This is a genomic window from Bartonella sp. AP3QHHD, from assembly GCF_042195765.1.
Classification (GTDB): Bacteria; Pseudomonadota; Alphaproteobacteria; order Rhizobiales; family Rhizobiaceae; genus Bartonella.
The window spans coordinates 40,074-56,322 of sequence record NZ_JBHIPC010000088.1 but is presented as its reverse complement, the minus strand read 5'-3'; the positions used below and the strand labels follow the sequence as shown (position 1 = coordinate 56,322).

The 16,249-nt window shown below is 37.2% G+C and carries 11 protein-coding genes, 3 tRNA genes and 2 pseudogenes; 2 read left to right on the top strand and 14 right to left on the bottom strand.

From position 1 onward, the window contains the following. From ACFIL7_RS07475 to ACFIL7_RS07465, 3 genes and pseudogenes are all read right to left on the bottom strand, one after another. Positions 1 to 80, bottom strand: a pseudogene (locus tag ACFIL7_RS07475) (elongation factor Tu); the annotation flags it as partial. A gap of 182 nt (positions 81 to 262) precedes the next feature. Then, a tRNA-Gly gene (locus ACFIL7_RS07470) sits at positions 263 to 336 on the bottom strand. Between the two features lie 31 nt (positions 337 to 367). Then, a tRNA-Tyr gene (locus tag ACFIL7_RS07465) sits at positions 368 to 451 on the bottom strand. A gap of 205 nt (positions 452 to 656) precedes the next feature. Here ACFIL7_RS07465 and ACFIL7_RS07460 point away from each other — a divergent pair. Next, positions 657 to 1,487: a TrmH family RNA methyltransferase gene (locus ACFIL7_RS07460; RefSeq protein ID WP_375634065.1), complete on the top strand. Its 831-nt coding sequence runs from the start codon at positions 657 to 659 to the stop codon at positions 1,485 to 1,487. Here the strand turns inward: ACFIL7_RS07460 and ACFIL7_RS07455 are convergent. The 6 genes from ACFIL7_RS07455 to ACFIL7_RS07430 form a co-directional block, all read right to left on the bottom strand. After that, a complete protein-coding gene (locus ACFIL7_RS07455; protein WP_375633062.1) occupies positions 1,484 to 2,215 on the bottom strand; it encodes a rhomboid family intramembrane serine protease in 732 nt (243 codons plus the stop codon). The genes ACFIL7_RS07460 and ACFIL7_RS07455 overlap by 4 nt on opposite strands. A gap of 883 nt (positions 2,216 to 3,098) precedes the next feature. Beyond that, on the bottom strand, positions 3,099 to 3,524 hold the full coding sequence (locus ACFIL7_RS07450) for a DUF2155 domain-containing protein (RefSeq protein ID WP_375633117.1): 426 nt from the start codon (positions 3,522 to 3,524) through the stop codon (positions 3,099 to 3,101). A gap of 89 nt (positions 3,525 to 3,613) precedes the next feature. Beyond that, positions 3,614 to 4,012, bottom strand: a complete 399-nt coding sequence (locus tag ACFIL7_RS07445; protein ID WP_375633064.1) for an NADH:ubiquinone oxidoreductase subunit NDUFA12 — start codon at positions 4,010 to 4,012, stop codon at positions 3,614 to 3,616. A 181-nt stretch (positions 4,013 to 4,193) separates the two neighbouring features. Then, entirely contained in the window at positions 4,194 to 5,693 is a 1,500-nt protein-coding gene (gene gatB, locus ACFIL7_RS07440; protein ID WP_375633066.1) for an Asp-tRNA(Asn)/Glu-tRNA(Gln) amidotransferase subunit GatB, read from the bottom strand. 130 nt (positions 5,694 to 5,823) lie between these two features. After that, positions 5,824 to 7,251 (bottom strand): trigger factor, encoded by a 1,428-nt coding sequence (gene tig / locus ACFIL7_RS07435; protein ID WP_375683477.1) that lies wholly within the window; start codon positions 7,249 to 7,251, stop codon positions 5,824 to 5,826. Positions 7,252 to 7,386: 135 nt separating this feature from the next. Continuing rightward, positions 7,387 to 7,469, bottom strand: a tRNA-Leu gene (locus tag ACFIL7_RS07430). Positions 7,470 to 7,604: 135 nt separating this feature from the next. On the opposite strand from ACFIL7_RS07430, the gene trmFO reads away from it, so the two are divergent. Continuing rightward, a complete protein-coding gene (gene trmFO / locus ACFIL7_RS07425; RefSeq protein WP_375683476.1) occupies positions 7,605 to 9,017 on the top strand; it encodes a methylenetetrahydrofolate--tRNA-(uracil(54)-C(5))-methyltransferase (FADH(2)-oxidizing) TrmFO in 1,413 nt (470 codons plus the stop codon). Between the two features lie 1,060 nt (positions 9,018 to 10,077). Here the strand turns inward: trmFO and ACFIL7_RS07420 are convergent. The 5 genes and pseudogenes from ACFIL7_RS07420 to ACFIL7_RS07400 all read right to left on the bottom strand — a co-directional run bounded on the left by ACFIL7_RS07420 (position 10,078) and on the right by ACFIL7_RS07400 (position 16,241). Next, entirely contained in the window at positions 10,078 to 10,356 is a 279-nt protein-coding gene (locus tag ACFIL7_RS07420) for an HU family DNA-binding protein (RefSeq protein ID WP_375611283.1), read from the bottom strand. Positions 10,357 to 10,585: 229 nt separating this feature from the next. Then, on the bottom strand, positions 10,586 to 13,012 hold the full coding sequence (gene lon / locus ACFIL7_RS07415) for an endopeptidase La (RefSeq protein WP_375617701.1): 2,427 nt from the start codon (positions 13,010 to 13,012) through the stop codon (positions 10,586 to 10,588). A gap of 183 nt (positions 13,013 to 13,195) precedes the next feature. Next, entirely contained in the window at positions 13,196 to 14,470 is a 1,275-nt protein-coding gene (gene clpX / locus ACFIL7_RS07410; protein WP_273723371.1) for an ATP-dependent Clp protease ATP-binding subunit ClpX, read from the bottom strand. A gap of 183 nt (positions 14,471 to 14,653) precedes the next feature. Beyond that, positions 14,654 to 15,286 carry an ATP-dependent Clp endopeptidase proteolytic subunit ClpP gene (gene clpP / locus ACFIL7_RS07405; RefSeq protein ID WP_375611281.1) on the bottom strand — a complete coding sequence of 211 codons (633 nt, stop codon included), beginning with the start codon at positions 15,284 to 15,286 and terminating at the stop codon, positions 14,654 to 14,656. A gap of 147 nt (positions 15,287 to 15,433) precedes the next feature. Next, a pseudogene (locus tag ACFIL7_RS07400) lies at positions 15,434 to 16,241 on the bottom strand (hypothetical protein). Positions 16,242 to 16,249 lie beyond the last annotated feature (8 nt).

Genomic DNA, 16,249 nt, shown 5'->3' with positions numbered 1-16,249 from the left:
GAGGTCTTCCCATGATCAACGTGACCAATCGTACCAATATTAACATGCGGTTTTGTTCGTTCAAACTTGCTCTTCGCCATTGCTATTAATCTCTTGTTTTATTCCCTAATTTTTATTAGCACCTAGGGACAGTTCTGCAAAACCTAAGTCTGACCAGACTGTAAACAGCCCAATCACCACAACTCTTAGACGGAAAATCCCACCAAATCTATAAATGGAATATCCTCCATCATACCTATTTGCCCAATCATCAACAACCATTTGGAGCGGGTAGCGGGAATCGAACCCGCATATTCAGCTTGGAAGGCTGCTGCTCTACCATTGAGCTATACCCGCATGACCCACGTACTAACTCTCCTTCGATGAATGGTGGAGGGGGTTGGATTCGAACCAACGTAGCATACGCAACGGATTTACAGTCCGCCCCCTTTAACCACTCGGGCACCCCTCCATTACACCGATAAAGTCGCGCAATGAGACATCACGACAACCATCTTGAATACCCATTCAATTCAATCTGATTGCGAAGTGGTTATGACGATTACTATTGTATCTGTCAACAGAATAAATACAATTCTGTACAAATTTCCTGCTCATAATTTTAAATTATAGATTTTTTCTCTCTATTTTTCTTATTAACACGTTATAAAGAAGCTATGAAAGAAAAAACATCACAAAATTCTCATTATGCTCGTTTGCGTCGCCGATATCGCGATACAAAAGGCTCTCCTTCTCGATCTTTTACACACCCAAAGAAGAAAGCTGCTTCTTTACAGCAAGAGATCATCCATCTTTATGGCATTCATTCTGTTCAGGCTGCTTTAGAAAACCCAAAAAGAATTTTAAAATGTCTTTACGTTACACAAAATGCCTTAAAACGATTAAATATATCCGAATCAGATTATCCTTGCTCTGTTACATTATGCACCCCCAAATATCTTGATTCGCTTGTTGGAAATGAGGCTGTTCATCAAGGTATTGTTTTGGAAACTCTCCCCCTCAAACCATGCAAACTGTCGGAACTAACCAATACTGATCTGGTCATTGTCATGGATCAAATTACCGATCCACATAATGTTGGTGCTATTATGCGCTCTGCAGTTGCATTGAAAGCTAAAGCACTTATTACAACTTGCCGTCACTCTCCCCACGAAAGCGGTGTTCTTGCGAAAGCGGCATCTGGAGCTCTGGAAATGATTCATTATATTACCGTACGAAACCTTGCTGAAGCTCTTCAAGAACTTCATCAAAAAGGTTTTACAAGCTTTGGTCTCGATTCAGAAGGTGACCAACCTCTAGAAACAGCATTAACAGGGAATAAAATTGCTCTTGTTTTAGGAGCAGAAGGTAAAGGTTTACGTAAAAAAACACGCGAAACCGTTTGCGCTTTAACACGCCTTGACATGCCTGGAAATATTAAATCATTAAATGTTTCAAATGCAGCAACAATAGCTCTTTATGTGGCACATCAATATCTTAGATTCTAGTTTTTAATTTTTTGTGAAACATCAAAAAAACCAACCAACAAAAAACCCGCAAAAAACCCGCCAATATGAGCTTCCCATGCTATTGAGATGCCATTTTCTTCAAACAAAATAGAAGAAATACCTATGATCAAATCAGTCGTCAGCCATACACTCATATAAACAAGAACCCCCTTAGAACACAGAGCTTTTTTGACAGATAATAAAGATCCCAAAAGTTTTTCGTTCTGCACATTGACAGCTAGATTACCACTAGGAAAACCGTAACGTGCAATAGCCCCCATCATTCCAGATACGGCACCTGACGCCCCAATAAGTGATATGGTACTTTCTTGATGAAATGTAAAATAAGTCAAAACAGAAATAACTGCCGTTAACACCCAAAAAATTAAAAAACGTAAAACACCAAAATGCCTTGCTAAAGGAGAGCCGAAAACCAAAAGCCAAACCATATTAAGAGCAACATGTTTAAAACTACTATGCATAAATGAATAACTCACCATGGTATAACAAAATGCTACAGGATCCCTCTTAAACAATGCTGGTATAAATGAAAAAAACTCAAGGCTTTCAACATAAACCTGATGAGAAAAAAAATACTGAGAAATGCAATAAAGACAAAAACAAAATGCTATCAAAACAACTATAATAAATGGAACATTCAATAAGGGTTCTTTAGGTTGTTTCGGCAATCGGGAAACATCATTATGTTGGTGACTAGAAACTTTCATTGTATGAAATCTCGTATTTTTTAGAAAATGGGTTATTCTTTATACAAAATAAATATACCATTCCCAGTGATGCAGAATCTTCTCAACGCCTCTTCGAAGCCCTTTTTTAAATTTTCAATAGCTCTACATGAAAACACGTGTATTTTATACAAAAGATTTTAAAAAGCATGGATATCAAGAATATGATTTACAAACTTAGTGGTATCCTGCTTACTTAAATGTGAAGTTACCATGCAATATACAAGAACTTACGAATAGACAAACTCACTTATGAGGTGGTGTATAATAAAAATATATAAACATTATTTTCTTACTAGAAATATATTGATTATTGCATTTTTTAACCAAGCTATACTTCGATTGATAAACTTTAAAGAATCTTAAATCTCAATTTTTCCATTAATATGTCCTGCATTACTTCTACGCTTTGAACGAAAAACGACATCTCTATGAGAAAAAATACCAATACAGCGTTCTCTAGATATACTAATTGGTGTTTCATGATGAATTACTTACTTGATAGTCTGTTTCCTTCATACATGCAAAAGCGTCAGTTCATCTCTTTAACAAATATAAACAAGCCTTTCATTTCAACCTTTAACAGATATAATTCAAGAACTGTCTCTTATGAAACACTGAAAAAATATGTTGATTCTAATGATGCATCTTTGAATTTAAACAGTTCATGACAGAATTTTTTATTCCTTTCTTAGACAGTCTTATTGATACATCCGCCACTTGTAACGTGCAAGAGAATAGTCCGGATTAATTCAATATAAAAAATTTAAATGAGGCAATCATAGGAATTTGAACCTTCCTATTAAGTTGCAAAATGATAAAGGACCATTATAAACCAATGAATTATAAATAGATAACACACTAATTATTGAAGAGGACGATCTTGAGAATTCTGTTTGCAATCCTTTAACCACACATCATAAATAGGATGCTCAACAGCGTTCAAACCAGGACTATCTGCAAACATCCATCCTGTAAAAATACGCCGTATTTTTTTATCTAATGTTACTTCATTGACTTCAATAAAACCAGTTGTACGCGTGGGTTCATCTTTAGAGCTCGTATAACACGCACGTGGTGTTACCTGTAATGCGCCGTACTGATAAATTTTACCAAGAGTAACTTCAAAACGTGTGGTCCGTCCCGTGATTTTGTCAAGACCTGCAAAAACAGCAATTCCATTGCTAATACGCTCAGCCCGCACCCCATTATTTAAGGATAAAAACACTAAAATTCCCATAAAAAAAATATATATAAAATGCCTCACCCCTAACAATAAAAAAAATCTCATCATATCAAAATCAATCGCACCTTAAAAAATAATTCTTTTCATAACATAGAGTCAAATAAGACAAAAATACACACGCACATTAAAACATGTTATTTTTTAGGTGACCACGCATCATAATCTTCATGCACACAAGAACGCTCTCCATTGGAGGTGATAGCCCCCTTTGGTCGATAGCTCTCACTTGTTCCTGTCATATTTGCAACATGAGGCTTTTCCCATTCATAAGGATGATAATCCTCTTGTGTTGGTGGACACTCACAGCGATGATGAATCCAGCCGTGCCAACCTGGTGGAATAGTAGAGGCCTCAGAATAGTCTTTATAGATAACCCAACGGTGCGGATAACCATCCTTATGAAGTCCTCCTTCATAATATATATTTCCAAATTGATCTTCCCCTATCCGCTTACCTTTGCGCCATGTGAAAAAACGCGTACCAATGGTATTGCCATTCCACCATGTGAAGATTTGCTTAAAAAAACGAGCCATCTGCTATTCCATTCATTTAGTGCGTTCATGAAATTAATCGTTGGAATAAAATTATTAACGATTGAAATTAGCGAAAAAGTTACTAGTAAATTCAACTACAATTCCAATTGATAGGTTAACGTGCTATCCTTTAATTTCAAGAAGATATCATATGTATGGCTTCTTCTCCACCCCATAAAATTTAATCTATGCCAAGTTTCATCTTAACCAATTCATTAACAGCTTGGGGATTTGCCTTACCACCTGTTGCTTTCATTACCTGTCCAACAAACCAACCAGCTAAAGCAGGTTTGTGCTTTGCTTGCGCAACTTTATCAGAATTATTGGCAACGATCTCATCAACAGCTCTTTCAATAGCCTTTGTATCCGTTACCTGCTTCATATTTCGTTCTTCTACAATTTGGCGTGCATCTCCCCCCTCATTCCAAATAATCTCAAAAAGATCTTTGGCAATTTTTCCAGAAATAACTCCTTCTTTTATAAGATCAATAATGCTTCCCAATTGATTTGGCGATACTGGTGACTCTTCAATCTCACGATTATCTTTATTTAAAGCCCCTAAAAGGTCGTTAATCACCCAATTGGCAACTATTTTTCCATCACGCCCACGCGCTACTTCTTCAAAATAATCAGCAATAGCCTTTTCTGTCACAAGAATGGAAGCATCATACACTGTCAATCCCATTTCCTTAACAAAACGTGCTTTTATAGCGTCAGGCAACTCTGGTAAGTCTGCTGCCAAAGCATCCACAAATGCTTGATCAAATTCTAACGGTAAAAGATCAGGATCAGGAAAATAACGATAGTCATGCGCTTCTTCCTTTGAGCGCATAGAGCGCGTTTCACCTTTAGCGGCATCAAAAAGCCGAGTCTCTTGATCTATGACGCCTCCATCTTCTAAAATTGCAATCTGACGACGCGCTTCATATTCAATTGCTTGACCAATAAAGCGAATAGAATTAACGTTTTTAATTTCACAGCGCGTTCCAAAATCTTCACCAGGACGACGAACAGATACATTGACATCTGCACGCATAGAACCTTCATCCATATTGCCATCGCAAGTGCCCAAATAACGAACAATCGTACGCAATTTTGTCATATAGGCTTTGGCTTCATCTGATGAGCGCATATCAGGCTTGGAAACAATTTCCATAAGAGCAACACCAGAACGATTCAGATCTACAAAAGACATTGTTGGATGTTGATCGTGCATCGATTTTCCAGCATCCTGTTCAAGATGCAACCTCTCAATTCCCACTTCAATATCCTCAAATTGTCCATTCGAATCTGGACCAACAGATATAATAATCTTTCCCTCTCCTACAATGGGATAGCGAAATTGAGAAATCTGATACCCCTGCGGTAAATCTGGATAAAAATAGTTTTTGCGATCAAAAACAGATTTTAAATTAATATGCGCCTTTAATCCTAACCCCATTCGAACCGCTTGACGAACACATTCTTGATTAAGAACAGGCAACATACCTGGCATGGCTGCATCAATAAGTGATACATGATTGTTCGGCTCTGCACCAAATTTGGTTGATGCTCCTGAAAAAAGTTTCGAATTTGATATGATTTGCGCATGAACTTCCATGCCAATGATGACTTCCCAATCACCTGTAACTCCAGAAATAAAACGCTTAGAATCAGGAGTACGCGTATCAATGATGCTCATTGCCAATCCACTACCAATTTTTTAAAATTCACTCATGGCTTATCTAAAACCATTCTCTCAGTGCAATCCTAGGATATAAATCTTACAACACAAGCCCGATTTTATCGGGCTTGTGTTGTTTGCATAAACATTAAGCTTTTTTAGGAGCCTTTTTCTTAGCTGTTTTTTTCTCTGTAGACGTTTCTTTCACTGCAGACTTTTTCTTTGCCGGCTTTTCTTCAGGGACATCTGATTCGTCATATTCTTTCATCAACTCTTCAACCGTCACTTCTTTATCTGTGACTTTTATCTGTGCTAATAAATGATCAATAACCTTTTCTTCAAAAATCGGAGCACGTAGATTTTCAACAGCTTCCGGAGTCTTACGGAAAAAATCCATAATCTCTTTCTCTTGTCCAGGATACTGTCGAACCTGATCAAAAACGGCTGCTTTTAGCTCATCTTCACTAACTTTAACACCAACCTTCATTCCAATTTCAGAAAGCACCAAACCAAGACGAACACGACGCTGCGCAAGGACACGATATTCCTCCCGTGCCTTTTCTTCTGTAATACCTTCATCTTCAAAACTGCGCCCAGCCTTTTTCAAATCATCATTAACCTGAGCCCATATATTGTTAAACTCAACCTCTAAAAGTTCTTCAGGAATCTCAAAATTATAATCAGCATCTAAAGCATCAAGAATTTGACGCTTAACTTTTTGACGTGTCACTGAACCATATTGGCTTTCAATCTGCCCACGAACGACCTCACGTAAGCGATCTAGAGACTCTAAACCAACTTTTTGCGCTGCTTCATCATCAATTTTTAATTCATCTGGTTTAAAGACAGCTTTGACAGTAATGTCAAACTCTGCTTCCCGTCCCGCCAAATGTGCCGCACTGTAATTATCAGGAAATTTAACAAAAATCGTTTTTACATCCCCAGCTTTCACACCAACCAATTGCTCTTCAAAACCAGGAATAAATTGTTTTGACCCAAGAATCAGTTGTGCATCACTATCTGCCCCGCCTTCAAATGGAATGCCTTCAAGCTTACCTTGATAATCTATAGTAATACGATCACCTTCTTCAGAATTCCCCTCTTTTAGGGAATAATTACGCGTAGAAGAAAGGACGCGATTGACTTGATCATCAATATCCTGTTCAGGAATAGTTGCAATTTCACGGATAACCTTAATATGTTCAAAATCTTTAATGTCAATTTTTGGTAAAACTTCATACTTTAAACTAAAAGTAAAATCAGCCTTGCCATCTAGAATTTTTTCATCTTCATCTATATCTATTTTTGGCTGCATCGCTGTACGTTCATTGCGGTCTGCTAAAATAGAACGGGGTGCATCACTGAGTATCTCATTGAGAATCTCAGCCATAAAGGATTTACCATACATTTTTCGCAAATGCCCACTAGGCACTTTACCGGGACGAAAACCATTAAGCTTGATTTTTCCCTTGGTATCATCCAATCGTTCATTCAACTTTTCTTCTAAATCTTTCGCTGGAACCACGATCTTAATTTCGCGCTTCAGTCCTTCATTAAGCGTCTCGGTAACCTGCATTAAACACCTTCATTTTTCTAAGGAGAGGGATCAACCCACTCTAATAATCATTACATTCTAACACTTCGAGTGTTACATTTACCATGAAGCGGAATTTCAGACACGTAGAAATCCGTAGCACTTAAGGGATTGCTTTGGTGCGGATGGAGGGACTCGAACCCCCACGGTCTCCCGCCAGAACCTAAATCTGGTGCGTCTACCAATTTCGCCACATCCGCTCAAACTTACAAGCTAATAACCTTATACAAGCGGCGTTTCTATACCATTAATTACAGAAAAAAAGCAAACAAATATATTAAAAAAAAACAAAATCTATGCTTTTCATACATAACTGCTTACGCTAAAAGTCAATTATGTTAAAGACATTTGATATCCCAATTCATATCATCGGTGGCGGTCTTGCGGGGTGTGAAGCAAGCTGGCAAATCGCTCAGTCAGGAATTTCTGTTGTTTTGCATGAAATGCGACCCGAAAAAAAATCAGATGCCCATAAAACCGATAAATTGGCAGAACTGGTTTGTTCAAATTCGTTTCGTTGCGATGATTCATTAACAAATGCCGTAGGGCTTTTGCATGCTGAAATGCGATTAGCAAAATCGTTAATTATGAAAGCTGCTGATGCCAACAAAGTTCCCGCAGGTAGTGCTCTTGCTGTTGACCGTGATGGATTTTCAAAAACCGTTACGACAGCACTTGAAAATCACCCTCTTATAACAATCAGACGTGAAGAAGTTCAAGAAATTCCTAAAGCTTGGAAACATGTTGTCATTGCAACAGGCCCCCTTACATCGCCTGCACTTGCTCAAAAATTACAAGCAATAACCGGTATAAAAGCTCTTTCTTTTTTTGATGCAATTGCGCCTATTATCCATACCGACAGTATTGATATCAACATTTGTTGGTATCAGTCTCGCTATGATAAAATTGGTCCTGAGGGAACAGGAAAAGATTATCTTAATTGTCCCCTCAACAAAGAACAATATGAAACATTCGTTGAAGCGTTAAAAAATGCTGAAAAAACAGAGTTTCGTGACTTTGAAAAAACGCCCTATTTTGATGGATGCCTCCCCATTGAAATTATGGCTGAGCGCGGACTTGAAACGTTAAGACATGGTCCTATGAAACCTATGGGCTTAACTAATGCCCATAACCCTACAGTTAAACCCTATGCTGTCGTTCAATTACGCCAAGATAATAAACTTGGAACGCTTTATAATATGGTCGGCTTTCAAACAAAACTGAAATATGGTGAACAAATTCGTATTTTTAGAATGATTCCAGGTCTTGAAAAAGCAGAGTTTGCGCGTCTTGGTGGTCTTCACCGCAATACCTACCTCAACTCGCCAATTATTCTTGATCAAACCCTTCGTTTAAAACAAAAAAAACAACTACGCTTTGCAGGGCAAATTACCGGATGTGAAGGTTATGTAGAATCAGCGGCAATAGGGCTTCTTGCTGGACGTTTTGCTGCTGCCGAATATCATCATATTTCCCCTTGCCTACCCCCACAAACTACAGCATTCGGAGCCCTTTTGAATCATATTACAGGGGGACACATCATAGATGAAAAAGCAGAAACACAATCTTTTCAGCCAATGAATATCAATTTCGGACTCTTTCCGCCTATTGCTTCTATTAAACATTCAGAAAAACGCTTACCAAGTAAAGAAAAAAAATTAGTAAAAAAACAAGCCATAACAGCGAGAGCTCTCAATGATTGTACTCAGTGGTTAGCAAATAAAGAATCAAAGAGCTCCTGTTTATAAAAAACACACGATTCGCCTCTCTCCTACTGAATAGATCTTTATGACTCTCGTGAAAAAATCATTCTAAAGCCTTTTAAAGACTGTCTCCCCCAATCAATAAATACTACCCTACGTTTCATCATTTATTCAATTATGTAGATGCTATAAAATAACTTTTGGCTATAAAAAACTTTACCGCTATCAACAATTTAATATGATTTAATGACTAAAAACAAAATAATTATATAAATATATTATGAATAATCAAAAAAATAAATAAATGGAAAATACACAAGTAATACTGTACTATCTTTATTAATAGTTTTTATATTACGTAATGTATATTATTTTATAAGAGTAATTTTTCTGTTTTTAACTTCCTCCCTCAAAATTTGTGATGTTCTCTTATTTTAACTCTTGTATGATGAAGGAAAAATACGCGCTTGCATATCACAAGTGAAATAAAGATATGGAAAAAATATTTGTAGGATAGAGCTGGAGCTATCTCTCCCCTCTCAAATGCCAAGAAAAATCCCAATATTGAAAGCGAAATCTGAATATCATAAGACTCTTTTATTTCAGACTCTCTAATAAATCAATAAAAATTATTCTCTTGGTGCGTCACAAGAAAGGTTGGCTTATAAGAGTAAAAGAATAAAACTATCCCTTATGCACTCGTCTCAGATATCTGGGGCTAGCGCAACATTATAGGAACTGAGAAAAATAGATAGCACGGTGGCACGAACATGCGCTTTTATTAAGCGTAAATGGTGATATATAATAACTTTTATGGACTTTACAGAGTTTTCCGCTTCATATTATTTACGGATCTTGTTTTGAAATAAATACCGTAACACTTCAGCGTAATAAAAGTTAATATTACATTTTATAAGCCATACCCGCGCTCAATTAATACAGTGCAATATTTTATTGAAAAGACTAAAACAATATATTTCCAGCAATACATGAAAATAAAAAGCATCGCAAGGATCTCAAAGTTTTATGTGAAAAACAAGCATAACACATGTGTTAAAAAAAAACCCGCTTATAAATAAATCGGGTTTTTTTAATGTAGCTTAAATTATTTTTTATTAACTGCTTCTTTAAGGCTTTTTCCTGCAGAAAATTTGGGTACAGAACGTGCTGGAATATCGATTTCAGCACCAGTTGAAGGATTACGCCCCTTTGTTGCAGCACGATGAGAAACTTCAAAAGTGCCAAAACCTGGAAGACGAACATCTCCCCCTGAAGCCAAAGCTTCTGTTACAGAAGCCATAAAAGCATCAACAACAGCACCAGCTTGCGCTTTCGAAACACCTGCCTTTTCAGCAACGGAGCTAACGAATTCACTTTTATTCATAAAATATTTCCTTTCCCTATATTACCTGAACATGACTTAATCATGTTATTGGTCAGTTTATTGAAAAGTACAGCAAACAGAAGTCTTATTTTTATCCAAAACATTGTTTTTTTAGCAATAATCACAGTTATTCACGGAATTTTTCACTTTTTCCAACAAAAAACAGAATAATAACCTCAACAACATCTTCTACCACCTAAAAAATGCCGTTATAAATGATATAAGTGAATCAGTGCGCAATCTGTATTCCTTCACTATCACTGCTCTCTGACCGGATTGGCACAGCCCCTGTAGAGGGTTCTTTCCATTCAATAGTGTCTGGAAAACGAACCAAAGCGTGTTTCAAAACTTCACTCACATGATTTACCGGAATAATTTCCATATTATTTTTGACATCATCAGGAATATCAACCAAATCTTTTGCATTTTCTTCAGGAATAAGTACTTTTTTTATCCCTCCTCGAAGAGCTGCTAAGAGTTTTTCTTTTAATCCACCAATGGGTAAAACGCGTCCACGTAAAGTAATTTCACCAGTCATTGCAATATCTTTATGCACAGCTACTCCTGTAAGGACCGAAACAATTGCTGTCACCATTGCAATCCCAGCCGATGGGCCATCTTTTGGTGTCGCACCCTCTGGAACATGAACATGGATATCGCGTTTTTCAAAAAGTGGAGGTTCAATACCAAAATCAACAGCACGAGAACGTACATAAGATGCTGCCGCTGAAATGGACTCTTTCATAATATCACGTAAATTTCCAGTTACAGTCATCTTCCCTTTGCCGGGCATCATAACTCCTTCAATGGTCAATAACTCTCCACCGACTTCTGTCCACGCAAGACCTGTTACAACACCAATTTGATTTTCTCCTTCAATCTGATTGTAATGATAACGTTTAACACCCAAGAAATCATGAATATTACTTTCTGTAACTTTTACAGATTTTTGATGTGTTTTGAGAATTTTTGTAACGGATTTGCGGGAAATTTTCATGAGTTCACGTTCAAGGTTACGAACGCCTGCCTCACGTGTATAAAACTGAATAATTGACCTTAGTGCTCCATCAGAAATACTGAGTTCTTTTTTAGATAAACAGTGATCTTTTAGTGCCTTTGGTAAAAGATGCTGTTTAACAATTTCCATTTTCTCACATTCAGTATAACCAGCGATACGAATAATTTCCATACGATCCATTAACGGACCTGGAATATTAAGTGTATTGGCAGTTGTGATAAACATGACATCAGAAAGATCATATTCAACTTCCAAATAGTGATCAATGAATGTACCATTTTGTTCAGGATCAAGAACTTCTAATAAAGCGGATGAAGGATCGCCACGAAAATCTTGGCCCATTTTATCAATTTCATCAAGCAAGAAAAGCGGATTAGATTTTTTTGCTTTTTTCATAGACTGGATAATTTTTCCAGGCATCGAGCCAATATATGTTCGGCGATGTCCACGAATTTCTGCTTCATCTCGGACACCTCCCAATGAGATACGAACATACTCACGTCCCGTTGCCTTTGCAATAGAGCGCGCTAATGATGTTTTCCCTACACCTGGAGGACCTAACAAACAAATAATGGGACCTTTTATCTTTGACGCGCGACTTTGTACGGCCAAATATTCAATAATTCGCTCCTTAACTTTTTCAAGACCAAAATGTTCATTATTCATGACCTTTTCAGCAAAATCTAAATTGTTTTTAATCTTAGATTTTTTACCCCAAGGCATTGCTAATAACCAATCAAGATAGTTACGTACAACTGTCGCTTCTGCAGACATAGGAGACATATTCCGTAATTTTCTCAATTCTGCTCCAGCTTTCTCCTGTGCTTCCTTGGATAGTTTTGTATTCTTGATACGTTCTTCTAATTCAGAGAGTTCATCTCGGCTATCATCACCTGCTCCTAACTCTTTTTGAATAGCCTTCATCTGCTCATTGAGATAATATTCTCGTTGGTTTTTTTCCATTTGCCGTTTAACATGCGAACGAATACGTTTTTCAACCTGCAAAACAGAAATTTCTCCTTCCATGAAGGACAAAACACGTTCAAGACGGGACCGCACAGGTAAGAGCTCTAATATTTCCTGTTTTTCTGCAAGTTTAATCATCAAATGAGAAGCAATCGTATCGGCAAGCTTAGAAGGATTATCAAGCTGGCCAATCGCATTCACAACTTCAGGAGAGATTTTTTTATTAAGCTTTACATAGTTTTCAAAATAAGCAATCACTGACCTTGAAAGAGCTTCAATCTCAACATCACTCTCTCTAGGTTCTTCTGTAACAGTTGCAAAAGCCTGATGATAACCTTCACTTAAAGCAAATTGACTAATTTTTGCACGTGCAGTTCCTTCGACCAAAACCTTTACAGTACCATCAGGAAGCTTTAAAAGTTGAAGAATATTAGCAAATGTACCAATATGATAAATATCCTCTGATTTTGGATCGTCATCAGAAGCATTTTTTTGTGTCACCAATAGTATTTGCTTATCAACCGCCATCGTTTCTTCAAGAGCACGAATTGATTTTTCGCGGCCCACAAAAAGTGGAACAATCATATGGGGGAAGACAACAATATCACGAAGAGGTAAAACAGCATAAACCCCATCTCTTACTTCATCTGTCTTTTCATCAATATATTGCATAACTCTCCTTTCTGGAGCCTATGAGCTATCTACAACAATTAGCCCACCTTTAGAAAATCTCAGCTCTTCACTGTACATGAAGTGGTAATTACTCATACATAAATCAAGCATTATAATGATATTATTAGAAACACCTATCAAATACCGTTCACTACCACCTTTTATATTGTGCATCGCACAATGTCATGCTGATACATTTTCTTTATCTTCTGCACGTTCTGAGTAAATATAAAGAGGACGCGCTTTACCATCAACGACATCACTCGAAATAACCACTTTTTGAACGCCTTCAAGAGCCGGTAGCTCAAACATCGTCTCAAGAAGGATCTTCTCCATAATAGAACGTAAACCACGAGCACCAGTTTTACGTTCAATTGCTTTCTTTGCAATAACACGTAAAGCATCTTCATGAAATGCTAACTCAACATTCTCCATTTCAAAAAGACGCTGATATTGCTTTACTAACGCATTTTTAGGTTGGGATAAAATTTGCATGAGGGCGTTAACATCTAAATCCTCTAAGGTAGCGACTATAGGAAGCCGCCCAATAAATTCTGGTATTAAACCAAATTTAATAAGATCTTCAGGCTCTAAATCACGAAAAATTTCACCGACACAACGCTCATCCGGAGCCTTAACAGTCGCAGAAAAACCAATAGAAGTTTTTTCACCACGCCCTGAAATAATCCGTTCTAAACCTGCAAAAGCTCCCCCACAAATGAATAAGATGTTTGTGGTGTCAACCTGAAGAAACTCTTGTTGCGGATGCTTACGTCCACCTTGAGGAGGAACAGAAGCAATCGTTCCTTCCATAATTTTTAATAATGCTTGCTGAACTCCTTCCCCCGAAACATCTCTTGTAATAGAAGGATTGTCTGCTTTACGAGAAATCTTATCAACCTCATCAATATAAACAATACCACGCTGCGCACGTTCAACATTATAATCTGCTGCTTGAAGAAGCTTCAAAATAATATTTTCAACATCTTCTCCCACATAACCCGCTTCAGTCAAAGTGGTCGCATCCGCCATCGTAAAAGGCACATCAATAATACGTGCTAATGTTTGTGCAAGATAAGTTTTACCACAACCCGTTGGACCAACAAGAAGAATATTTGATTTAGCCAACTCAATATCATTGCTTTTAGACTGATGCGCCAACCGTTTATAATGATTATGAACAGCAACAGAAAGAACACGCTTTGCATGCTGCTGACCAATAACATAGTCATCAAGAACTGTTATAATTTCCTGTGGTGTAGGAACACCATCACGCACCTTAACCCCAGAAGACTTATTTTCTTCCCGAATAATATCCATGCAAAGCTCTACACATTCATCACAGATAAATACAGTAGGCCCCGCAATGAGCTTACGCACCTCATGCTGACTCTTGCCGCAGAACGAGCAATAGAGAGTATTTTTTGATTCGTTCCCGCTATTGCTAATTTTGCTCATTTTTCTTTCCTTTCACCACAATATATGAACACTTTGCCTTTTCAAAGGAAGCCTTTCATCATGAAAACTAAAAGACATATAGAAAACCATGCATGTCTCAATACTTTTAGGTGTTTCTCTTATTTTGCGATATTTTTTATAAAACTCTTTGATTTAAAGTAGCTGTTTTTTCTATAAAAATTCTTAATCTTTTTCTTCTTTTTCAGTTTCTGCACGGTATTGTATAACATCATCAACTAAGCCAAACGCTTTGGCTTCTTCTGCTGTCATAAAATGATCGCGATCGAGAGTTCTCTCTATAACCTCATAATCTTGACTCGTATGTTGAACATAAATTTCATTTAAACGCCGTTTCATCTTTATAATATCTTGCGCATGTCGCTCAATATCTGAAGCTTGACCTTGAAAACCACCAGATGGTTGATGCACCATAATACGTGCGTTTGGCAATGTAAAACGATGACCTTTTGCTCCAGCCGTTAACAATAAAGACCCCATAGATGCCGCTTGCCCCATGCAAAGCGTAGAAACAGGAGGGCGAATAAACTGCATAGTATCATAAATAGCCATACCAGATGTTACGACTCCACCTGGAGAATTAATATAAAGACTAATTTCTTTTTTAGGATTTTCCGCTTCCAAGAAAAGCAATTGTGCACAAACAAGCATTGCCATACCATCTTCAACAGGACCATTAATAAAAATAATCCGCTCCTTTAAAAGACGGGAAAAAATATCATAGGCCCGCTCACCACGATTGGTTTGTTCAATAACCATAGGAACAAGGCTTAATGCTGTTTTCATTGGATCACTCATATTTTTACTTTCCGTTCATATAACAACCGCTCTTTACACATTCAATGTTTTTATCCATATGTTAACATTACTCTCTTGTGCAAGCTACAATCAAGAGATTGTATAAGATAGATTAAAATCTCAATAGTTAAAATAGCAATAATAACTCTACCTAAACAAATGATGAACATCCAGAATGCGAGATACCGCCCAATGGTAAAAACTTCCTTCCTGAGGTCTTTTCGTAGTCTTTGTCTTTCTGTGAATATGAAAGCCTATCAAGCGTGAATCTGTAAGCGGCTTTACACCAAAAGCTGGTTCAAAAATACGTTCAGTTTTTCGCCCAGTCCAATAATAAAAAGTTTCCTTTTCCTTTGCTTCATGAAAAAAACCATATCGTTTTGCTAATCGTGAAATACCATCATTGCCAAATATTGTAACGCCAAGATTTCCCGGTAAAATCGGCATTTTTTTCCTCTTTAACCAGAACGGTCTCCAAACACGACGCTTAAACCCAAACCAATGAGGAATAATTTCTGTGCCAGCCCAATAATCCTCAAATATTTTTATAATAGGGTTATTGGGCGGAAAATAAAGTGCAGAAACGCCTACTCTTGTATTATTTTTCTTGCCAACCAAACCTTATCCGCATCTGGATGAAATTGTTTAACAAGGTAAACATCTGTATCTAACCAAACACCTTGTTGATATTTCATCAGCATAACACGAAAAAAATCCGAGAACTGAACAATTGTACACCCTAGTTTATCATCAGAAAAATCGGGATCAAGGCGATAAATTGCTGAGCGTGGTAAAATTGATTCGGCTTCATGCAGCTCAACACCAGCAGGGAGATTATCTATTTTTTATCATAACTAAAAAGCTTAACGCGCTGTCCAGTTTTAACCATTGAGGACAAACAAAGCCTATCCACCAATCTTAATTGTCCACTATACCAAAAAGTACAAATATCCATAGATAATA